This is a genomic window from Nitratidesulfovibrio sp. HK-II (assembly GCF_003402415.2).
Taxonomy (GTDB): Bacteria; Desulfobacterota; Desulfovibrionia; order Desulfovibrionales; family Desulfovibrionaceae; genus Cupidesulfovibrio.
Map to the genome: position 1 here is coordinate 1,595,581 of NZ_AP036014.1, position 21,193 is coordinate 1,616,773.

The window sequence follows — 21,193 nt, forward strand, 5'->3', positions numbered from 1 at the left end:
CCGTGCATGGCCGGTACGGGCCGGAGCACGGCAGGTTGGACATACGCGGGAAAGACGTTTTGGCGTATTCCCGACATATCTTGTCTCCGTGTCGATAGCAGGAAGGCGCGCGGGTGGCTAGATGACTGGTGCGGGCGGCGCACGGCCGTCCGACGATCCCCGGACCGCCGGACCACACGGAGAGACGACCATGTTTGCAAAGTACGCGCGAAGAATGGCCAGGGACTGGTTTCTGGCTGGCATGCTGGGCGCGGTGGCGCTGGCCACCCTGCTGCCCGACCTGGGGGCCAGCGGCGGCGCGCTGCACGCCGACATGCTGGGCAACGCGGGAATTTTCCTGATCTTTCTGTTCCACGGTGCGGGCATCTCGCCCGAAAGCATGCGCCACGGCATGTCCCGTTGGAAGCTGCACACCATGGTGCAACTGACTACCTTCGTGGTGTTCCCGTTGCTGTGGTTCGGCTTCCGCTTCGCCTTCGACGGTCTTGTCCCGGCGGACCTGATGCTGGGCTTCCTGTACCTGTGCGCGCTGCCCTCCACCATTTCCTCGTCGGTGGCCATGACCGCCATCGCCCACGGCAACGTGCCCGGGGCCATCTTCAATGCCACCCTGTCCAGCCTGCTGGGCATCTTCCTGACCCCGGTGATCATAGCGCTGGCGGCGGGCGCGCAGGGTGGGGCGCTGTCGCTCACCGACGCCATGATCAACATCGCCGGGCTGCTGTTCCTGCCCTTCGTGCTGGGGCAACTGGCGCGTCCGTGGCTGGGCCGGTTCATGGCCCGCCACAAGAAGAAGGTGAACACCTTCGACAAGCTGGCCATCCTGATGCTGGTGTACAACTCGTTCTGCGATTCCGTGCGCGGCGGCCTGTGGCGCGACCACGGCATGGACCTGCTGGCCCTGACCATCGGCGGCGCGGCCCTTATCCTGCTGGTGGTGCTGGTGCTGAACACCGTGGTGGCCCGCGCCCTGGGCTTCGACAAGCCCGACGAGATCGCCGCCGTGTTCTGCGGCTCAAAGAAGACCCTGGCCTCCGGCGTGCCCATGGCCCGGTTGCTGTTCGGCGCGCATCCGGCTCTTGGGGTCATCGTGCTGCCCATCATGTTCTACCACCAGTTGCAACTGTTCGTGTGCTCCATTCTGGCCGAACGCTACGCCCGCGAGATGCAGCACGCCGGGCGGCAGGGCCCCGACACCCCCTCTGCGGAAACCGCCGCCCTGGCCGACGAGTCCGCCGTCCCCGCGCAGGCCGCGACCCGTTCGTGAATGTTGCCGGGGCCGCAAGGCTTCGGCACGGGGCGGGCACGGGGAGAACCGTGCGCAGCATCCTCGCGCGGCGTGCCCGCCCCATCCCCACCGGCCTCGACAGCCAGTGTCCATCGGCCCGGTGGTTCCCCTTGATTCCCCTTGATTCCCTGTGATTTCCCTTGATCCCGCTGACCTGAAAGGCCGATGTCCCTCGCCGTCTCCCTCCGCCTCATCCCCTCGCCGCCCCTCCGCGCGCCTGCACGCGGAGGGGCTTGCGTTTCCGCGCCGTCTGCCGCACAGGAGGGACATGCGTGCACGCACCGCCATATCCGATACCCCGCCCGCACCCCGCGCCCCAAGGGACGACACGGCCCCAAAGGGCGGCGTGGCCCCGAAGGAAGATGTGGCCCCGAAGGAAGATGTGGCCTGGATGGCCGCCTCGCGCCTGCCGGGGCTGGACCTGCTGCGGGCGCGCTACACGCGTCAGGTGTTCGCCCGGCACTTTCACGAGGGATACGCGCTGGGCGTCATCGAGGGCGGGGCCTTGCGCTTCCGCTATCTGGGGCGCGAGCATGTGGCCGCGCCCGGCGCGGTGAACCTGGTGGCCCCCGGCGAGACGCACGACGGGCAGGGCCATGGCGACGCGGGCTGGGCCTACCGGATGTTCTACCTCGACCCGGACATCGTGCGCATGGCCGGTGAAGAGGCGGGCCTGCCGCAGGGCGCGCTGCCCGATTTCGCCAGCGGCGTGCTGGACGACCCGGAACTTGCGGCGGCCATCGACACCCTGCACCGCGACATGGAACGCGCCGGGCCGTGCATGCCCACCCTGGCGCAGGAAACGCGCCTTTCCGCCGTGCTCATCCATTGGATAACCCGCCATGCGGCCCAGCGCGCGCCCGCCGCCCGCCCGCTGCGTGCCGCGGGCGAACCCGTGGCCGTGCGCCGCGCCCGCGACTACCTGGACGCCCACTGCGCCGACGACGTGCGGTTGGCGGACCTGGCCGGGGTGGCCTGCCTCAGTCCGTTTCATCTTGCCCGCGCCTTTGCCGCCGCCGTAGGCCTGCCCCCGCACGCCTATCTGGTGCAGGCGCGGGTGCGCCGGGCGCGCGGCATGCTGGCCGCAGGGTCCACCCCCGCCGAGGCGGCGGCAGCGGCGGGTTTTGCCGACCAGAGCCACCTTACCCGCGCCTTCCGGGCGCAGGTGGGCGTGACCCCGGCCAGATTCCGCAAGATGCTTCAAGACGCGCGCGGCACATGGGCCGTAGCCTTCGTGGAAAACAGGACTTCCACGGAGGATTCCCATGACCACGCATGCACCACGCCGGATGGCCGGGCAGACGCGGACGCCTGCCGCCCAGATAGTGGAGATGACGGAGATGGCGGAGGCAGCGCTCCCCGCCGCTGAGCTCCAGGCCTCGGGCACGGCGCGTTCCGTCGCCACGCCTTCCGTCACAACGCCTTCGTCCGCGCCTGACACCGTTGCGCCTGACACGCAACCGCATTCCACGCCATCAGCCCCCATCCCCGCATGCTCGTCGCGCGTCGTCGTGCGCTTGCCGCAGCCCACTGCCGGGGCGTCGCACGGCCCCGCATGGGGCGCGTACTTCGACCTTGCCGCCGCCATGGTCATCGTGGGCTCGTCGGTGGCGGCGGCGCGCTTCGTGTCCCTGTCGCTGCCGCCGCATCTGGTGCAGGAACTGCGCTTTCTGGTGGCCGCGTGCATCGCCGTGCCGCTGCTGTACCGGCGCGAGGGCGGCCTGCCGCGCCTGCCCGCGCGCGACTGGGGCGTGCTGTTCCTGCAGGCTGCCGCCGGTTCGCTGCTTTTCAACGTGCTGCTGCTGGCCGGGGTGGCCCGGCTGGACGCGGCGGCGGCGGGGGTGGTCACCAGCACCACCCCGGCGGTGATGGCCCTGGCCTCGCTGGTGCTGCTGCGCGAGCGCCCCAGCCTGCGGACCCTTGCTGGCATTGCCTGCTGCGTGGCCGGGGTGCTGGTGCTGCGGCTGGCCCCGGTTTCCGGCGCGGGGGCGGGCGACGCCATGCACGCCGCATCCGGCACCTTCGCCGCGTCCGGGGTGGATGGCGTGGGCCTGCTTCTGGTGCTGGGCGCGGTGTGCTGCGAGACGCTGTTCCTGCTGCTGGGCCGCACCCTGCGCACGCCCGTGTCGCCGCTGGCGGCGTCCACGGCGTGCACCCTGTTCGGGGCGGTGCAGTTTCTGCCGCTGGCCTTGCCCGAGGCGCACCGGGTGGCGGAACTGGACGTCACCGGCTGGCTGCTGGTGGGGTACTACGGCGCGGTGATCACCGTGGTTGCGTACATCTTCTGGTTTCGGGGCGTGGCGCGCGTGCCCGCCGGAACTGCCGGGGCCTTCACCGCCGTGCTGCCGGTGAGCGCATTGGGCTTTTCCGCGCTGTTGCTGGGCGAGCCGGTGGGATGGGCGCACTTGGCCGGGGTGGCCTGCGTGTTGTGCGGCATCGCCTGCGTGACGCGCCGTTGAAGGGGCGGACCGCCGGGGAGGATGTCTCGCGCGGGCGTCCTCCCCGGTCCGTCCCTTCCGCCCCTTCCGCGTCTTCCGCAGCGGTTGCGCGGGCCTTGTCCGGTGCGCCTTTTTGCCGGTGCGTGATGAAAGATGACGGCGTGGAGCGGAAATTCATTGCCGCTGACAGTATGACGTCATATAAGGAAAGTGAGGGAGAGTGGATACTTTCCCCGCGCGTCCGCGCTTGTTCCTGACGTCACGAAGTCGGCGGGCCTGACAGCCGCCGACGCCCCTTCCGCCTGATGCTTCACGGACGCTTCCTCCGCTGCCACGCGCGCCGCCCGCTGGGGTGCGGCACGCTTTTGACCGGAACGCCGGAACATCGGAAAGGAGGAGCCATGAAGATTCTCGTCGCCGTCGATTCGTCGCAGTTTTCCGAAAAGGCCCTGGCCAAGGCCGTGGACATGGCCCAGAAGGGCGGGGCGGAGTTGATCGCCCTTGCCGTGGCCGAACAGCCCTTGGACATGGGCGAGATCGCCGTTCCCGTCGATCTTTCCGCCCACTACAAGGCCGTGGCCGCCAAGGCCCTGGACAAGGCCGCCGAAGTCGCCAAGTCCAAGGGCGTTGCCCTGCGCCCGGTGCTGGAAGGCGGCAGTTCGCCCGCCGACAACATCATCGAACTGGCGAAGAAGGAAGGCGTGGACCTGATCGTCACCGGCAGCCGTGGCCGCACGGGGCTTGAAAAGTTCCTGCTGGGCAGCGTGGCGTCCAAGGTGGTGTCGCACGCAGCCTGCTCGGTGCTGGTGGTGCGGTAAGGCTGGGGCTTCCCTGCGGGAGCGCTTCTGGCCTTCCGGCAGCCCGATTCATTATTCTGCACAGGGCGGGCGCGCATGCAGCGCCCGCCCGTAGTGACGCCCGTTCGGGGGCAGTCTGAAGGCATTGCGGTGCATCCATGCGGATGCATTCGTGAAAATGGACCAGATGCGGCTGGCCGCGTTATCGCGCCATCCGCCGCACCGTCTGCATTTGCCGCTTTACATCCTCCCGCCTAGGGGGTATTGATCGCTCATTCAGCTAGGGGAGCCCGTAGGGCTGAGAGTGGAGCACGCCTCCAGACCCTCTGAACCTGAAGCAGTTCACACTGCCGTAGGGAAGCTGAGCGTACCGCGCCCGAAATGCCGGAAACGCCCGTCCACCCTGCGACGGGCGTTTTCTTTGTTCGCCCGCCGCAAGGATGAAGGGCGGACCGCACGGCGGGCGCGCCATGACGCGAAGCTGGGGGAGCCCGCACGGGCTGAGAGGGAAGGGCAGCCTTCCGACCCCGAGAACCTGATGCAGGTCATCCTGCCGTAGGGAAGCTTCCTCGCCCTCGGGCCATCAAAGGGGAGCTTGCCATTCGCAGGCTCCCTTCGCTTTCTCGAACGTCGCGGCAGCGGAGATTTACGGCAATGACGATACGCGTGAACGGACAGCAGATGGAATGCGAAACCGGCACGACGCTGCTCCAGTTGCTGGAGCGGATGGCCCTGCGGCCCGAGGCCGTGGTGGTCGAGCGCAACCGCGCCATCGTGAAGTCCGGGGAGTACGGGGCCACCCGGCTCGATCAGGGAGACGAACTCGAACTACTGCACTTCGTGGGAGGGGGCTAGTGACGCACGACACGCACGACAACGATACGCTGGTGATCGGAGGGACGGCTCTGACAAGCCGCCTCTTCATCGGCACCGGCAAGTACGGCACAGACTCCCTCATCCCTGACGTGGCCGGGGCCTCGGGCTCCCAGGTCATCACCGTGGCGCTGCGGCGCGTGGACCTGGCCAACCCCAGGTCCAACGTGCTGGCCCACATTCCGCCGCACATGCGGCTGTTGCCGAACACCTCCGGCGCGCGGACGGCCGACGAGGCCGTCCGCATCGCCCGGCTGGCGCAGGCCGCCGGGTGCGGCAACTGGATCAAGATCGAGGTCATTTCCGACAGCCGCTTTCTGCTGCCGGACGGCTACGCCACGGCCCGCGCCACGGAAACGCTGGCCAAGGAAGGCTTCGTGGTGCTGCCGTACATGAACCCCGACCTGTACGTTGCGCGCGACCTGGTCAACGCCGGGGCCGCCGCCGTCATGCCCCTTGGCGCGCCCATCGGCACCAACCGGGGGTTGCGCACCGCCGAGATGATCGGCGTGCTCATAGAGGAAATCGACCTGCCGGTCATCGTGGACGCGGGCATCGGCAAGCCCTCGCAAGCCTGCGAGGCCATGGAGATGGGCGCTGCCGCGTGCCTCGTGAACACGGCCATAGCCACGGCGGGCAACCCGGTGGCCATGGCCCGCGCCTTTGGCCAGGCTGTGCGCGCCGGACGCGCGGCATACCTTTCGGGCGCGGGACCTGTGGCTGCGGCGACTGCGGACGGGGCCAGCGCCTCGTCGCCGCTGACGGGTTTTCTGGGGGAATAGCCGGGCCGGGTGGGGCAGGAGAAGGGCCGCTGCATGCGGTATTCCACCGGATGCCCATCCCGTCCGTCCAGTATCCGCGTTCGCCGTCCCCCCGCGTCTTCCCGCACAAGGAGCAGGACATGAGCATGTACGACGTGGTCCGCGAATGGACCCCCCGCGTGGCGGACGCCCCCCTGCGCGCCTTCATGGATGCCGCCACGCCGGGTGACGTGGCCCGGGTGCTGCGCAAGGAACGCCTTTTTCCGCACGACCTGCTGACCCTGCTTTCTCCGGCGGCGGCCACCCAACTGGAAGCCATGGCCCGCCGCGCCCGCGAACTGACCGTGCGCCACTTCGGCCGCACCATCCAGCTGTTCACCCCGCTGTACCTTTCCAACCACTGCACCAACCAGTGTCGCTACTGCGGCTTCAACGCGCGCAACCACATTCCCCGCCAGCGTTTGACGGACGAGGAAATAGTGGCCGAGGGCCGCGCCATTGCCGCCACCGGGCTGCGCCACCTGCTGCTGCTCACCGGCGACGCGCGCCACGTTTCCGGGCCGGAGTACATCGCCCATGCCGCGCGCCTGCTGGCCCCGCTGTTCCCCTCGCTGTCGGTGGAGGTCTATTCGCTGGCAGACGAGGAATACGCGCTGCTGGTGGACGCGGGCATCGACGGCATGACCATGTTCCAGGAGACTTACAACGAGACCCTGTACCCGGACCTGCACCCCGCAGGCCCCAAGCGCGACTATCATTTCCGCCTGGACGCGCCGGAGCGCGCCGCCCGCGCGGGCATGCGCAGCGTGGGGTTGGGCGCGCTGCTGGGGCTGGACGATTGGCGGCGCGACGCCTTCTTCACCGCCCTGCACGGCGAATGGCTGCAACGCCACTATCCCTACGTGGATGTAAGCTTTTCCGTGCCGCGCCTGCGCCCGCACGCCGGGGCCTTCCAGCCCGCGCACGCGGTGTCCGACCGCGACCTGGTGCAGGTCATCCTGGCCTACCGTATCTTCATGCCCAGCGCGGGGATTACCGTATCCACCCGTGAACGGGCGGACCTGCGCGACAACCTGATTCCCCTCGGGGTCACCCGCATGTCCGCCGGGGTGAGTACCGCAGTCGGCGGCCATGCCGGTCGTGCGCAAGACGGCCATGCCGTCCGTACGCAAGACGGCCACGCCGTCCGCAAGGATGTGGAAGGGCAGGGAGATGCCGATGGCGCCACCCCGCAGTTCGTGATTTCCGACCCGCGCAGCGCCGACGAAATGGCCGTCGCCATTGCCGCGCGCGGCTACCAGCCGGTGTACAAGGACTGGGAATCGGTGCTGGACGGCGGGTATGGGTGTGGGATAGCGTGCGCCGCGCGACGCACCCCGTCTGGTGAGCGTACGGATGAGCTTGCCGGGCAGCCAGCAGGGGCATCTGCCCCGCCCCCCCGCCCGGCAGCCTGCTGACCGGCAGCCCCCGCGCGCCACGGCTCGACCGTTTCGTCGGCCGCCGGACACGCGAAAAAGGGCGGGCAGGCGGACCTCTCGCGAGGTGCGGCCATCGCAATCCCCCCTTTCAGGAGCTTTCGTGAGCATTCTCTCCGACGGTCTCGCCCGGTATCTCGAACATGACCACCTTGAACGCATGGCCGCGGCCCGCGTGGGCATCGCGGGGGCAGGGGGCCTTGGCTCCAACTGCGCCGCCATGCTGGTGCGCAGCGGTCTGCGCCGTCTCGTGGTGGCCGACCGCGACGTGGTCGAACCCTCCAATCTCAATCGCCAGCAGTACCAGCCGTTTCATCTGGGCAAGTCCAAGGTGGACGCGCTGGCGGAAAGCCTGCGCATCATCGAGCCGCGTCTGGTGGTCACCGCCCGGCGCGTGGAACTGACCCCCACCAACGTGGCCGACGTGTTCGCCGGGTGCGACATCCTGGTGGAAGCCCTGGACGAGCCCGAGGCCAAGCGCATGTTCGTGGAAGCCGCGCTGGAAATGGGCGCGTTCGTGGTGTCCGCATCCGGCATGGGCGGCTGGGGCGGCCCGGCCATGCAGATGCGCCGCATGGGCGAGCGCATGGTGCTGGTGGGCGATTTCACCAGCGAGGTGGGGCACGACCTGCCGCCGCTGGCCCCGCGCGTGACCATGGCGGCGGCCATGCAGGCGGATGCCGTGCTGCACCACATACTCGGACCTTGCCCCGGCTTTGTGTAATCGGCGTCAGGGTGGGCATATGCTGCGTCAAACAGGCTTTCCGCGCGGGTCACGTACCGACGACGTACGCTCCCCTTGCGGAGAGCCTGTTTTCCTTGCCTCTACCCACCCTGACGCCGATTACAGGCGAGGTGCCGAACCAGAGGGGCGTATTTTCGGATGGCTGTCCGGCCTGACTTTTGCCAGGTCGGCACCCGTGGCAAGAAAGCGAGTTTTTCCGTTCCATCAACCCCCAAGGAGCATCCCATGCCGCGCATCCTCCCCGGCAGCACGCCGGAAGCCGACATCTACTGCCTGACCGACGAGGGGCTGTCGCGGGGGCGGTCCGCCGTGGACGTGGTGGACGCCATGCTGCGCGGGGGGGCGCGCATCGTGCAGTACCGCGAGAAGGACAAGCACGCCGGGGAGATGCTGCGCGAGTGCATGGAACTGCGCCGCATGACCCGCGAGGCCGGGGCCTGTTTCATCGTCAACGATCACGTGGACATCGCCATGCTGTGCGATGCCGACGGCGTGCACGTGGGGCAGGAGGATCTGCCCGTGCAGGCGGTGCGGCAACTGATGGGGCCGGGGCGCATCATCGGCCTTTCCACCCATTCGCCGGAGCAGGCCCGCGCCGCCGTGCAGGGCGGGGCGGACTACATCGGCGTGGGGCCCGTCTTCGCCACAAAGACCAAGAAGGACGTCTGCGCGCCCGTTGGCTTCGAGTACCTGGATTGGGTTGTGGGCAACGTCGAGTTGCCGTTCGTGGCCATCGGCGGCATCAAGCTGCACAACATCGGGCAAGTGGCCACCCACGGCGCGCGGTGCTGTGCGCTGGTTTCGGAAATCGTGGGCGCGGACGACATTGCCGCCCGCTTCGCGGAGGCGCGAGCGGCCATGCGCACGGCGCGCGGGTAGCTGTCCGTCTGTCCCGGCGCAGGGCGTCGTACCTCGCCGTTTGGTAATCCCCCTCCTTGCCTCTCTTTCAGTATCCCGCCCGGCAATGTAAAAACGCGGCGCTCCCGAAAGGGCAGCGCCGCGCTGTTCATTGCATGCAGCAACGGCATTGTATTGTTGCCGCCCGGATGGATTGCCGGGCGGGCCGCCGGATCGGCTAGGCGATTTCCTCCAGCAGCCCGGACACTCCGGCCGACGTGGTGGTCGAGTCCGAGGAGGCGAACAGGCTGGTGAAGTCGAACCCTTCCGAACTGCCGTAGGCGTTCATGGCCCGCCTCAGTTCGGCGGTGGAACCGGAGCCGTCCTCGCCGCGCGCAAGGCGGAGGGCCTCGGCATAGCCGGGGATGGCGGCGGCCAGTTCCTCGGTGGAGACCATGCCGTCCTTGTTGGTGTCCAGTTCGTCGTATTCTTCCTCTTCATCGTCTTCGTTCGACGAACTGGACGAACTGGCCGAACTGGCCGACGAGCCGGAAACCGCCGCCGTCAGGCTGGAATCGGACGAGGATGCCACGCCGTTCTCGATGGCGCTGGACAGTTCGTCGCCGGTGATCACGCCATCGCCGTCAAGGTCGTACTGGCTGAAGGTGTCGTCATCCAGTCCGGATTCCTCCTGCGTCAGGTCGCCGCTTTGGTCGGAGTCCGCAAGGCCCATGATCATGGCCGTGAGGGACGAATAGGCCTGCGCGGCCGCGTCGGAGGCGGCAGAGGCGTCCACGGTGAGCGTGCCGTCGTCGCCGATGCTGGCCACGCCGGAGTTGAGGGCGTCTTCAAGCTCGAAGCCGGTCACGGTGCCGTCGCCGTCCGCGTCCAGGGCGTCGAACGAGTCCTGCTCCAGCCCGGATTCCTCCAGCGAAAGCCCGCCGCTGATGTCGCTGTCCAGTTGCCCAAGCAGCGAGGCGGTCTGCGCGAAGGCCGAGCCTTCGTCGCCTTCGCTGAGCATGGCGATGAGCTTGTCGCGGTTGCTGAACAGCCCGGTTGCCTGGGTGGTGCTGCTCTCGCTGTCTTCACCGCTTGAGCCGACAAGGCTGCTGAACGTGGACGTGGCGCTCTGGGTGGCTTGCGACGCGTAGTCGCTGCTCCAGGACGCCAGCAATTCCTGTAGCGTGGAACTGCCGGAACTTATTCCCGAAATGCTCATGAGTACCTCCTATCGTACCTCATGTGCGCAGCGCCGTGCTCGCCCGCAGCCCGAGGGCAGGAAAACCGTGCCGCACCATGCGGCACGGTCGCGGAAAAGCAAGAATCGCACCAGCGGCAAAGCCTGCCGGGTGCGCGATGGGCGGCGGTCGTTGCGAGAGGGCTACACCCGCCGATAACGGCGGGGACGGGCACGAGGCGGAAGGGAAGGCCAGGGCCGGGGACGGTGAAGTTCCGTTACGGCGGAACATGGCCTGCCGGGCGGCATGGCGAGGTGGGCCGCAACGAACCCACCCGGCAGGCGATCAGTGATGGCGAGGTGCGCGCGGATCAGGCCGTCACGCCCTCTGCGGCTTCGGTTCCGGCCTGCGCAGCCTCTGCGGCGGCCGCGTCCGCCAGCACGTCGGTCAGGTCGCCCACGGCGTCGCTGGCGCCGTCGGTGGTGGTAGTGGACGAATCACCAGTGGCCGCCACGCCGCCCGAGGCGCCGGTGGCTTCAGCGCTGGTGGAGCCCGTGGTGCCGGTGGGGGCGGTTTCGAACAGGGCGGTCATCAGGCCGCCCATGTTGCCCTCGTACCGTTCCACGGCCTCTCGCGCGGCCATGCCGTAGGCCTTGCGGCCGTAACTGTTGCGCGCCACGGAACTCATGGCGTGCAATGCGCTCATGACGTCCAGCATCTGTTGCAGCGAACCGCCGAACTCGTTGGCGGTGACGCTGCCGTCGCCGTCCGCGTCGATCTGCGCGAAGCGGTCTTCGTCAAGGCCCGATTCCGATTGCGACAGGCCGCCGTTGTCGTCGGCGTCCAGCCGTTCCACGATGCGCTGGGCAATGCGCGAGGCCAGCGCCCCCACCGTAGTGGACGCGGTGTCGGTGGCAGCCGTACCGGCGGTCGTGGCGGCGGTGGTGTCCGTGCCCCCGTCGGTGGTTGTGGTCGTGCCCGTGTCCTGCTGGGCGGCCGGGGCCGTCAGGCGCACGGCCAGCTTGCCGTCCAGGGTGGCGGCAATGGCGCCCGCCAGCGCGGCGGTGGAAAGCTCGCCGGAAGAGAGCAGTCCATCGCCGTCGGTATCCAGGCCAGTAAACACGTCGCCCGCAAGGCCGGTTTCGGCGGCGGAAAGTGCGCCGTCGCCATCGGCGTCGCCTTTTTCGATGAGCAGCCCGGCCACCGCCCCGGCCTGTTCCGCCGTGGGGCCGGCGGCATCGGGCGTTTCGCCCGTGCCGGTTTCGCCCTCGGACTCGGCGCGCATCAAATCGATCAACTCGTCACGCTTGCTGCGCAGCCCGGCGCGCAGTTCGCGGGTGGTGACGGCCCCGTCGCCGTCCTCGTCCAGCGCGGCGAACGCCGCCTCGGACAACGGGGACTCGGTGGCGGAAAGGCTGCCGTCGTCGTCGGCATCCAGTTCCTCCATCATGGCCCTGGCCAGCCGGGCAGTGGCCCTGCCCCGGCCCCGGTTTCGCCACGGGCCCCATCCGTCGCACGAAACTCCTCCGCAATGTTCGATGCTCATGCGTACCTCCGTCTGCCCTCCCAGGTCTGCCCGGGGCTAGCCCCCGGGGTATCAAGCCGCAACAGGAACGGCGGCAGGTTTTTCCCCGTTTCCGGAGTGCCCCGGAAGAGGCAAGTTTCGTTCCGGGGGCGTTATTTTCCGGGCTGGAACCTGACGGCGCAATGGCGGGGGGCGTGGCGGGCATGAAAAACGGCGCGCCTCCGACATGGGGGCGCGCCGTTGTTCGTCGCATGGGGCTGGCAGGGCAGGGGCGGGCAGTGGGCAGCCGTCCGCTACACGTCGAACAGCATTTCCAGGTCTTCGCGGGTCAGCGACTTCCAGGCTTCCTGGCCGGGGATGATGGCCTCGGCCACGCCGCGCTTCATGTCCTGCAACTTCAGTATCTTTTCTTCCACCGTGTTTTCGCAGATCAGCTTGTAGCTGAACACCTGCCGGGTCTGGCCGATGCGGTGCGTGCGGTCGGTGGCCTGGCTTTCCACGGCGGGGTTCCACCACGGGTCGTAGTGGATGACGTAGTCGGCCGAGGTCAGGTTAAGGCCCGTGCCGCCCGCCTTCAGCGAAATGAGGAAGATGGGAATCTCGGGCGTGTTGTTGAAGCGGTCCACCTGCTCGAAGCGGTCCTTGCTGGTGCCGTCCAGGTAGCAGAAGGGAATGGCGTTGATCTGCAGCCACGAGCGGATGATGTGCAGCATCTGCACGAACTGCGAGAACACCAGCACCTTGTGGCCTTCCTCCACGATGTCGGTGATCATGTCCTTGAAGGCGTCGAACTTGCCGGAGGGCAGGTTGGTGGTCAGCCCCGGCATGTCCAGCTTCAGAAGGCGCGGGTGGCAGCAGATCTGGCGCAGCTTCAGCAGCGCGTCGAGGATGGACATCTGGCTCTTGGCGATGCCCTTCTCGTCCACGTCGGCCATCACCTGTTCCTTCAGCTTGCGGGCAAGGGCGGTGTACAGTTCCGCCTGCTCTTCGGCCAGGGCGCAGTAGTAGGTGTTCTCGATCTTGGGCGGCAGGTCTTTGGCCACCTCGGACTTGGTGCGCCGCAAAATGAACGGGCGCACGCGCGTGCGCAGGTAGTCCAGGGTTTCGCTGTCGCCGTCCTTGATGGGCTTGATGATGCCCCGCTGGAAGGCGTGCTGCGACCCCAGAAAGCCGGGCATCAGGAACTCGAACAGCGACCACAGCTCGAACAGGTTGTTCTCGATGGGCGTGCCCGACAGGCACAGCCGCATGCGGGCGTTGATGCGCCGCACCGAACGCGCCGTGATGGTGTTGGGGTTCTTGATGTTCTGGGCTTCGTCCAGGATGATCGAGTTGAACTCGTGCTCCTGCAACTCTTCCAGGTCGCGTCGCAAGAGGGCGTAGGTGGTGACCACCAGGTCCGATTCGTCGATGCGGCGGAACATGCCCTCGCGCCGGGTGCCGTAGATGATCAGGCGGCGCAGCTCGGGCACGAACTTCTGGGCTTCACGGTCCCAGTTGGGCAGCACCGAGGTGGGCACCACGATCAGGTTTGGCCCCTCGGCCCCGCGTTCCACCATGTGCTGGATGAACGAGAGGGTCTGGATGGTCTTGCCGAGGCCCATTTCGTCGGCAAGGATGCCGCCGAAGCCGTATTCGCGCAGGAAGTTGAGGTACGACAGCCCCTGCTGCTGGTAGCCGCGCAGCGAGGCGGTAAGCCCCTTGGGCGGATCAATGGGCCGGATCTCGCGGAAATTGCGGATCTTGTCGCGCAGGCTGTTCCAGAAGGGGTCGGTCTGGGCGTCGGGCAGGTCGTCCAGCAGGCTGTCCAGCACCGGGGCCTCGAACTGCTGGAACTGCTTCTGCGGCGGCTTTTCCGGGTCCAGGCCAAGGGCCTGCAACTTGTGGGCGATGCGCTTCAGCCAGGCCTCGGGCAGGCTGGTGTACGAGCCGTCCTTCAACTGCACGTAGCGCTTGCCCTGGCTCCAGGCCTTCCAGATCTTGTCGATGGGCACCTTCTGGCCATCGTACTCCACGGTGATGTCGAGCGAGAACCACTTGTCTTCCTCGCTGCTTTCCACCTTGGCCGTGATGATGGGCTGCGACAGGCGCACCTTGTAGCGCGACAAGGCCTTTTCGCCGTACACCCGGTACAGTTCCACCAGCTTGGGGTACGCATCGAGCAGGAAGTTGATGGCCTCTTCCGGCTCCAGGAACCACATGCGGTTGCTGCGCGGCTGAAAGCGCATTTCGGCCAGCAGCGCGGTAAGCGACGCCTCTTCTTCCTGATGGCGGCGGATGAGGCAGGTGTGGCCGTCGATGGTGTAGCTGCCGGTCTGGAAGTCGGGGTTGGGGCCGGGCAGGTAGAATTCGCCGTGCACCGTCTCGTAGATGTTCTGGATTTCCAGGGTCAGCAGGCTGCCTTCCTCGTCCAGGAACAACTTTGGGTTGTACGTGGCCGGCTGGAAGATGGGTTCCATGTGCTTCAGGAACTCTTCCTGCCCGTACAGGTCGCTGGTGGGCAGCTTGGTCCACACCCGGTCGAGGAATTCGGAAATGTCTTCCTGCGGGATGACCGGGGGCTGGCGGACGAGGTCCTGCACCAGTTGCGAGTTCAGGCTGGTGTGCACGGGGTAGAACCCCTTGTTCCAGCACACCCACAGCGGCATCTGGCCGTGGAAGGTCACCTCGCTGCCGATGATGGAGAACGGCTGCTTGCCCTCGCGGTGCAGCATCACGTCGAACGACAGCCCGTCATCGGCCAGTTGCGGCTTCAGCTTCAGGCGCATGGAGGTGCGTTCGATGCGGCAGGGCTGGTCGGTGTCGCCCCAGAACAGGTAGTATTCGTTGCGGATGGCCCACAAAAACCAGGTCAGCAGACCGTCCGGCACCTCTATGCGGTGGCCGTAGTAGTCCACGATCTGGCCGATCTGCTGCGCCACCTGCGCCAACTGGGGCGAAAGTTCGCACCAGTCGGGGTTGCGCAGGATCTGTTCCAGCGTGATTTCGTTGTGCACGGTGGACAGGCCGGACTTGTTCTGGCGGCCCCGGAACAGCGAAACCAGAAGCCTCCCCGGCTCGGGGTGAAAGCGGAAGATCAGGTAGTGCTGGCCCGCCTCCGGCTCGATGGCGGTAGAGAAGAAGGCGCGGAAATTCTGCCGCCATTCGGTCTTGGGCCGGGCGGGTTCCTCGCCGCCGGGGCGCGTGTCCAGCGTCGAGAGCATCTTGAGGGCGGTGGCCCCCACGTGTCTGCACACCCCGGAGAACGAGTCCGGGCAGTTGCAATGGTACGCGGTGGTGCCCTCGCCAAGGCTGATGGACAGCCTGGGCGAATATATCTGGAAGTCTTCCCCCTGGATGCTCCCTTCGACTTCCCAATAGCCGTCGGCCTTCTTCAGGCTCAGCTTCTGGACGCCGCCTTCGGCGAGGATGTCCTGCGACCCGTCCAGGATGTATTCCGGGATGGAATCATGGACGAAGTCCTGCAGGAGCGAACGGACGGATTGCTCCTCGTTCAGTTCCATATGCTCGTGTGCTCCTCTGGAGTCGCAACCGGAAGGGGAGGCGCGCGGCCGAATGCAGGCGGGGCGCGCTTCGTGTGTGTCCCCCCGTACGAAGCGCAATTGACTAGTTTAGTCCAAAATTGCGCCATTATCAATAGCTGGGGCGTTTGCTCACGGCGCTGGACAATGATATCCAACGCGCTCGGGGTGGTTCCGGCGCGCCACGCGCGGGAATGCGCCCATGCTATCGTGAAATCATACCCCATCCACGGGAATAGGCAATAGCCGGAGGCAAACGCATGACCCGCACCACCCCGCCCGCGCCGCGCGCCGCGCGCCAGGGCGCATTCCCCATCGCCCTGCTTGCCGCGCTGCTGCTGTGCCTGCTGCTGTCCGCCTGCGGCGATTCCGCCCCCCAAGGCGGCAAGGACGGCGACAAGGCCGCCGCCAACGCCACTGCCGCCGGGGGCAACGCCACCCTCCCGCAGGGCGCGCCCGGGGAGCCAGTGACCGGCGACCGGATCATCCTCGGCACCATCGGCGAACCGTCCAACCTCCTGCCGTTCATCGCCTCGGACGCCTCGTCGCACGAGGTCAGCGACCAGATCTTCGTGGCGGCCCTGCGTTACGACAAGGACCTGAACATCGAGAAGTGGGCCGCCGCCTCGTACGAGGTGCTGGAAAACGGCACCCTGTTGCGCTTCACCCTGCGCGACGACATCCGCTGGGAGGACGGCAAGCCCCTGACCGCCGACGACGTGGAGTTCACCTACAAGCTGATGGTGGACCCCAAGACCCCCACCCCCTACGCGGAGGACTACCTGGCCATCAAGGAGTTCCGCAAGACGGGGCCGCTCTCGTTCGAGGTGCGCTACGCGAGGCCCTTCGCCCGTTCGCTGATCACCTGGATGCACGGCATCATGCCCAGACACCTGCTGGAAGGGCAGGACCTGATGAACACGCCCCTGTCGCGCAAGCCCGTGGGCGCGGGGCCGTACCGGCTGAAGGAATGGGAGGCGGGCACCCGCCTGACGCTGGAGGCCAGCCCCACGTACTTTCTGGGCCGCCCCTACATCGACGAGGTGGTCTACCGGGTCATCCCCGACCTTTCCACCATGTTCCTGGAACTGAAGGCCCAGCGCCTGGACATGATGAACCTGAGCCCGCAGCAGTACCTGCACCAGACCAACGGGGCCGAATGGGACATGGCCTGGCGCAAGTTCCAGTATCTGTCCTTCGGCTACAGCTACCTTGGCTACAACCTGTCGCTGCCCATGTTCAAGGACGTGAAGGTGCGCCAGGCCCTGGCTTGCGCCATAGACCGCAAGGCGCTGGTGGCCGGGGTGCTGCTGGGGCAGGGCATGCCCACCGTGGGGCCGTACAAGCCCGGCACCTGGGTATACAATGACAAAATTGATGATTATCCGTATGATGCTGCCAAGGCCAGGGAACTGCTGGCCCAGGCAGGCTGGGCCGACACCAACGGCGACGGCCTTCTGGACAGGGACGGCGCGCCGTTCGCGTTCACCATCCTGACCAACCAGGGCAACGACCAGCGCATCAAGGCGGCCACCATCATCCAGAGCCAACTCAAGGCCGTGGGCATCGACGTGAAGATCCGCACGGTGGAATGGGCGGCCTTCATCAAGGAATTCGTGGACAAGGGGCGCTTTGACGCCGTGCTGCTGGGCTGGAACATTTTGCAGGACCCGGACCTGTACGACGTGTGGCATTCGTCCAAGGCGGTGCCCGGCGGGCTGAACTTCGTGGGCTACAAGAACCCGGAAGTGGACGACCTGCTGGAGCGCGCCCGCTCCACCTTCGACCAGGCCGAGCGCAAGAAGCTGTACGACCGGTTCCAGGAAATCCTGCACCGCGACCAGCCGTACTGCTTCCTGTACGTGCCCTATTCGCTGCCCATCGTCAGTTCACGCTTCCAGGGGCTGGAACCCGCGCCGGCGGGGCTGACTCACAACTTCACCCGCTGGTGGACCCCGAGGGAGCAGCAGCGGTATCGCATGCAGCAGTAGGGTATTGATTCCAAGGATTTTTTCAGAAACAGCCCATTAAGAAGTATATTCGGCTTCCTCCTCCGCACCCGGCCCCGCACCCGGCCCCGCCGCCGGGTGCGCGCGGTTTCGCGTCACCGGTCGGCGGGAACACACAGCCAACTCCGGCCATGGCGGCAGTCCGCCGTGGCCGACATACACAGGCCCGAACCGCATGATCCGCATCCAGGACGTTCTCGACAAGGTGGCGTCGGTCAACAAGGACGCCGACCTTGCCCTCATCCAGAAGGCCTACGTGTACGCGGCCGCCGCGCACGCGGGCCAGACGCGCCTTTCGGGCGAACCCTACCTGTCGCACCCGCTGGCGGTGGCCTATTCGCTGGCCGAGATGCGCTTCGACGAGGCGGCCATCGCCGCCGGTCTGCTGCACGACACGGTGGAAGACACCACCGTGAGCATCGAGGACATCGACACCCTGTTCGGCGAGGAAGTGGCCGACGTGGTGGATGGCGTCACCAAGATCAGCCAGATGACCTTCGAGAGCAAGGAAGAGGCCCAGGCAGAGAACATCCGCAAGATGATCCTGGCCATGGCGCACGACATCCGCGTGCTCATCGTGAAGCTGGCCGACCGCCTGCACAACATGCGCACCCTGGACTTCCAGAAGCCGCACAAGCAGAAGCTGATCGCCCAGGAAACCATGGACATCTACGCCCCGCTGGCCAACCGGCTGGGGCTGCACCGCATCAAGCTGGAACTGGAAGACCTCAGCTTCCGCTACGAGAAGCCCGACGTCTACGCCCAGATCAACGAATGGCTGGACACCAACCAGGTGGTGGAAAGCCACTACATCGAGCGGGTCATCACCCGCATCAAGGAGATTCTGGACAAGAACGAGGTCAAGGGCGAGGTGCGCGGGCGCATCAAGCACAAGTACAGCATCTACAAGAAGATGGTGCAGCAGGACCTGACGCTGGACGACATGCACGACATCATCGCCTTCCGGGTGATCGTGGACGACCTGCGCGACTGCTACGCCGTGCTCGGGCTGATGCACGCCCAGTGGAAGCCGGTGCACGGCCGGTTCAAGGACTACATCTCCATGCCCAAGGCCAACGGGTACCGCAGCCTGCACACCACGGTCATCGGGCCGGAGGGCGAGCGCATGGAGATCCAGATCCGCACCGAGGAGATGCACCGCCTGGCCGAACACGGCGTGGCCTCGCACTGGCTGTACAAGGAAGGCGGCCGGGTGAACCCGCGCGACCTTGAACAGTTCACCTGGCTGCACGAGATACTCGACCGCCAGAAGATGGAGACCGACTCCAAGGAATTCATGCAGTCGCTGCGCCTCGACCTGTTCAAGGACGAGGTCTACGTGTTCACCCCGCGCGGCGACGTGAAGGAACTGCCCGAAGGGGCAACCCCCATAGATTTCGCCTACCTGATCCACACCGAGGTGGGCAACCGCTGCGCCGGGGCCAAGGTGAACGGCAAGCTGGTGCCCCTTGGCACCGCCCTGAAAAGCGGCGACACCATCGAGGTCATCACCGACAACAGCCGCCGCCCCAGCCGTGACTGGCTGAAGTTCGTCAAGACGGCCAAGGCCCGCAGCCGCATCCAGCACTACATCCGCACCGAGGAGCGCGAACGGTCCATCGCGCTGGGGCGCGAGATGCTGGAAAAGGAAGGGCGGCGCATGGGCGTCAACATCACGAAGGCCCTGCGCGACGGCGACCTGTTGCCCGTGGTGAAGGAACTTTCGCTGGGCAGCGTGGAGGACCTGCTGTCCAGCGTGGGCTACGCCCGCTACACCCCCAAGAAGGTGCTGAAGCGCCTTCTGCCCAAGGACGAGGAGGCCGCGGCCGAGGAAGCCGCCAGGGCCGCAGAGGCCAACGCCGCCACGGCCGCCACGCGCGAGGCCAACCGCAGGGCCGACAGCGTGAGCATCAAGGGGGTGGACGACATCCTGGTGCGCTTCGCCCGCTGCTGCAACCCGCTGCCGGGCGATCCCATCATCGGCTTCATCAGCCGGGGGCGCGGCGTCACCGTGCACACCTCCGACTGCGCCAACGTGCAGACCATGGAGCCGGAACGGCTCATCTCGGTGTTCTGGGACGGGCAGGAAGACAAGCCCTACCCGGCGCGCATCCACCTGGTGTGCCGCAACGAAAAGGGCGTGCTGGCCCAGATTTCCGCGCTGCTGGCCGAAGAGAACGTCAACATCGACTCCGGCACCATGCGCTCCATGGTGGACGGCAAGTCGGAAGTGGACTTCACCGTGGAGGTGCGCGACGTGGCGCACCTGTACCGGGCGCTGGACAGGCTGCGCAAGCTGCCTGCGGTGGTGGAGGTGCTGCGCTCCACCTCGACCATCGAATAGGGGCGGGTACGCTTGGTGCCGGGCTGCGGCCCGGCGCACGCATTTTTTCGCAATCCGCGCGCATTTCCTTGCAACCCGTGCGACAAAAGAGGGGCCTCCTTGCGGAGGCCCCTTTTGCTGGCGCTTGTGAGTGGAGAGGCTGGCCGATTCCCTTGGGTTTGCATGCCCGCGGCCCCGGCGTGGTCTGGAAGTCTTGTCGGGATTGACGATGTCCTTATCGTCCGTTCGGCTAGGTGCCCAACAGGTTCAACGCGAGACGGGGCAGGGCGTTGGCTTGCGAAAGCATGGCCACCGACGCCTGCGACAGAATCTGCTGGCGCACAAATTCCGTCATTTCCATCGACACGTCCACGTCCGATATGCGCGACTCGGCTGCCTGAAGGTTTTCGGCCTGGATCTGCAGGTTGCTGATGGTGTTCTCTAGGCGGTTCTGAAGCGCGCCGAGCGAGGCGCGAATCTTGTCCTTGGAGATGATGGCGTTGGTCAGGCCTTCAAGGGCCGCCTGCGCCGCGGATTGGGTGGAGATGGACTGCCCCTTGCCCGCGGCGGCCTGGCTGCCCACACCAAGGGCGGACGCGGTCGCGTTGCCGATCTTGATGTAGTAGTAGTCCTCGGCGCAGTCGTTGGCGGAGCCGAAGTGCACCTTGAGCTTGCCGGTGGACTCGATGCCGGAGCCGTCGTGGGTGCCGGAAAGGTGCCCGTTCAGCAGGTGCACGCCGTTGAAGTCGGTGGAATTGGCGATTCGGGTGATTTCCGAGGCCATGGCCTGGTATTCCGAATCGATGATCAGCCGTTGGTCCGACGTGTAGGTGCCGGTGGCGGCCTGTTCGGCCAGTTCCTTCATGCGGATCAGCTTTTCGTCGATGACGCCCAGGGCGCCGTCGGCGGTCTGGATCAGCGAGATGGCGTCGTTGGCGTTGCGCGCGCCCTGGTTGAGCGACGCGATGTCGGCCCGCATCAGTTCGCGAATGGCGAGGCCCGCGGCGTCGTCGGCCGCCGTGCCCACGCGCAGGCCCGAAGAGAGCCGACGCACGGAAGTTGCGAGCTTGCCGTACGACTGGCTCAGGTTGTTGGTGGCGTTCATCGCCATCAAGTTGTGATTGATGATCAGTGACATGACCATTCCTCCTTGAATGTGTCGTCACGACTTCCATCGCCAATAAGGGGGACGCGGCCTTGCGCTTGTGGCGCGGTATCACCTCCGGCTGGCCGTAGATTCTCCCCTCCCCACTCGCAGGTCCTATCGGCGGCTATAAAAATCGCTTTAGGGTCGGGTGGGCATTTTTTTGTTTTTTCATGAGTAATATTTTCCAATATGCTGGAATGTAATGGCTTATCCGTCGCGTTATTTTTTGCGGAGGGTTGCGCGGCCCGCCCCTTTTGCCCGGTTGCCCCATAACGG

General features: G+C 66.6%; 15 protein-coding genes and 2 riboswitches. Of the genes, 11 read left to right on the plus strand and 4 right to left on the minus strand.

The window, feature by feature from the left end; genetic code table 11:
* The first annotated feature begins 190 nt into the window (after positions 1-190).
* The 9 genes from RVX_RS06440 to thiE all read left to right on the plus strand — a co-directional run bounded on the left by RVX_RS06440 (position 191) and on the right by thiE (position 9,256).
* Complete coding sequence (locus tag RVX_RS06440) at positions 191-1,267, plus strand: bile acid:sodium symporter family protein (RefSeq protein ID WP_116305201.1); 1,077 nt, start codon at positions 191-193, stop codon at positions 1,265-1,267.
* 289 nt (positions 1,268-1,556) lie between these two features.
* Entirely contained in the window at positions 1,557-2,657 is a 1,101-nt protein-coding gene (locus RVX_RS06445; RefSeq protein WP_116305202.1) for an AraC family transcriptional regulator, read from the plus strand.
* 142 nt (positions 2,658-2,799) lie between these two features.
* Positions 2,800-3,747, plus strand: a complete 948-nt coding sequence (locus tag RVX_RS06450) for a DMT family transporter (RefSeq protein WP_371682096.1) — start codon at positions 2,800-2,802, stop codon at positions 3,745-3,747.
* Between the two features lie 380 nt (positions 3,748-4,127).
* Positions 4,128-4,544 (plus strand): universal stress protein, encoded by a 417-nt coding sequence (locus tag RVX_RS06455; protein WP_116305203.1) that lies wholly within the window; start codon positions 4,128-4,130, stop codon positions 4,542-4,544.
* Positions 4,545-4,795: 251 nt separating this feature from the next.
* Positions 4,796-4,899: riboswitch (TPP riboswitch) on the plus strand.
* Between the two features lie 97 nt (positions 4,900-4,996).
* Positions 4,997-5,102: riboswitch (TPP riboswitch) on the plus strand.
* Between the two features lie 75 nt (positions 5,103-5,177).
* The gene (gene thiS / locus RVX_RS06460) at positions 5,178-5,378 is read left to right on the plus strand and encodes a sulfur carrier protein ThiS (protein WP_043608334.1); all 201 of its coding nucleotides are present in this window, start codon (positions 5,178-5,180) and stop codon (positions 5,376-5,378) included.
* Positions 5,378-6,178, plus strand: coding sequence for a thiazole synthase (locus RVX_RS06465; RefSeq protein WP_116305204.1), 801 nt, complete (start codon positions 5,378-5,380; stop codon positions 6,176-6,178). The genes thiS and RVX_RS06465 overlap by 1 nt, the downstream gene beginning before the upstream one ends.
* A 119-nt stretch (positions 6,179-6,297) precedes the next feature.
* Complete coding sequence (gene thiH / locus RVX_RS06470) at positions 6,298-7,614, plus strand: 2-iminoacetate synthase ThiH (RefSeq protein ID WP_230404436.1); 1,317 nt, start codon at positions 6,298-6,300, stop codon at positions 7,612-7,614.
* A gap of 121 nt (positions 7,615-7,735) precedes the next feature.
* A complete protein-coding gene (gene thiF / locus RVX_RS06475) occupies positions 7,736-8,356 on the plus strand; it encodes a sulfur carrier protein ThiS adenylyltransferase ThiF (protein WP_116305205.1) in 621 nt (206 codons plus the stop codon).
* Positions 8,357-8,602: 246 nt separating this feature from the next.
* Positions 8,603-9,256 carry a thiamine phosphate synthase gene (gene thiE / locus RVX_RS06480; protein ID WP_116305206.1) on the plus strand — a complete coding sequence of 218 codons (654 nt, stop codon included), beginning with the start codon at positions 8,603-8,605 and terminating at the stop codon, positions 9,254-9,256.
* A 196-nt stretch (positions 9,257-9,452) separates the two neighbouring features.
* On the opposite strand, the gene RVX_RS06485 is transcribed toward thiE, so the two are convergent.
* The 3 genes from RVX_RS06485 to RVX_RS06495 form a co-directional block, all read right to left on the minus strand.
* Positions 9,453-10,433: an EF-hand domain-containing protein gene (locus tag RVX_RS06485; RefSeq protein ID WP_116305207.1), complete on the minus strand. Its 981-nt coding sequence runs from the start codon at positions 10,431-10,433 to the stop codon at positions 9,453-9,455.
* A 329-nt stretch (positions 10,434-10,762) separates the two neighbouring features.
* Positions 10,763-11,938, minus strand: a complete 1,176-nt coding sequence (locus RVX_RS06490) for a calcium-binding protein (protein WP_116305208.1) — start codon at positions 11,936-11,938, stop codon at positions 10,763-10,765.
* Positions 11,939-12,210: 272 nt separating this feature from the next.
* Positions 12,211-15,420 (minus strand): DEAD/DEAH box helicase, encoded by a 3,210-nt coding sequence (locus tag RVX_RS06495; RefSeq protein ID WP_007522572.1) that lies wholly within the window; start codon positions 15,418-15,420, stop codon positions 12,211-12,213.
* 278 nt (positions 15,421-15,698) lie between these two features.
* Between RVX_RS06495 and RVX_RS06500 the strand changes: the two genes are divergently transcribed.
* On the plus strand, positions 15,699-17,429 hold the full coding sequence (locus tag RVX_RS06500; protein WP_116305209.1) for a peptide-binding protein: 1,731 nt from the start codon (positions 15,699-15,701) through the stop codon (positions 17,427-17,429).
* A 193-nt stretch (positions 17,430-17,622) separates the two neighbouring features.
* Positions 17,623-19,791: a RelA/SpoT family protein gene (locus tag RVX_RS06505; RefSeq protein WP_116305210.1), complete on the plus strand. Its 2,169-nt coding sequence runs from the start codon at positions 17,623-17,625 to the stop codon at positions 19,789-19,791.
* Positions 19,792-20,020: 229 nt separating this feature from the next.
* On the opposite strand, the gene RVX_RS06510 is transcribed toward RVX_RS06505, so the two are convergent.
* A complete protein-coding gene (locus RVX_RS06510; RefSeq protein WP_116305211.1) occupies positions 20,021-20,908 on the minus strand; it encodes a flagellin in 888 nt (295 codons plus the stop codon).
* Between the last annotated feature and the right edge of the window lie 285 nt (positions 20,909-21,193).

Bases quoted from the DNA above. Each gene is read 5' to 3' on its own strand.
- RVX_RS06505 (WP_116305210.1), top strand. From the start codon at position 17,623: ATGATCCGCATCCAGGACGTTCTCGACAAGGTGGCGTCGGTCAACAAG.
- RVX_RS06490 (WP_116305208.1), bottom strand. From the start codon at position 11,938: ATGAGCATCGAACATTGCGGAGGAGTTTCGTGCGACGGATGGGGCCCG.
- RVX_RS06500 (WP_116305209.1), top strand. From the start codon at position 15,699: ATGACCCGCACCACCCCGCCCGCGCCGCGCGCCGCGCGCCAGGGCGCA.
- RVX_RS06455 (WP_116305203.1), top strand. From the start codon at position 4,128: ATGAAGATTCTCGTCGCCGTCGATTCGTCGCAGTTTTCCGAAAAGGCC.
- RVX_RS06495 (WP_007522572.1), bottom strand. From the start codon at position 15,420: ATGGAACTGAACGAGGAGCAATCCGTCCGTTCGCTCCTGCAGGACTTC.
- thiS (WP_043608334.1), top strand. From the start codon at position 5,178: ATGACGATACGCGTGAACGGACAGCAGATGGAATGCGAAACCGGCACG.
- thiE (WP_116305206.1), top strand. From the start codon at position 8,603: ATGCCGCGCATCCTCCCCGGCAGCACGCCGGAAGCCGACATCTACTGC.
- RVX_RS06445 (WP_116305202.1), top strand. From the start codon at position 1,557: ATGCGTGCACGCACCGCCATATCCGATACCCCGCCCGCACCCCGCGCC.
- RVX_RS06510 (WP_116305211.1), bottom strand. From the start codon at position 20,908: ATGTCACTGATCATCAATCACAACTTGATGGCGATGAACGCCACCAAC.
- RVX_RS06485 (WP_116305207.1), bottom strand. From the start codon at position 10,433: ATGAGCATTTCGGGAATAAGTTCCGGCAGTTCCACGCTACAGGAATTG.
- RVX_RS06440 (WP_116305201.1), top strand. From the start codon at position 191: ATGTTTGCAAAGTACGCGCGAAGAATGGCCAGGGACTGGTTTCTGGCT.
- thiH (WP_230404436.1), top strand. From the start codon at position 6,298: ATGAGCATGTACGACGTGGTCCGCGAATGGACCCCCCGCGTGGCGGAC.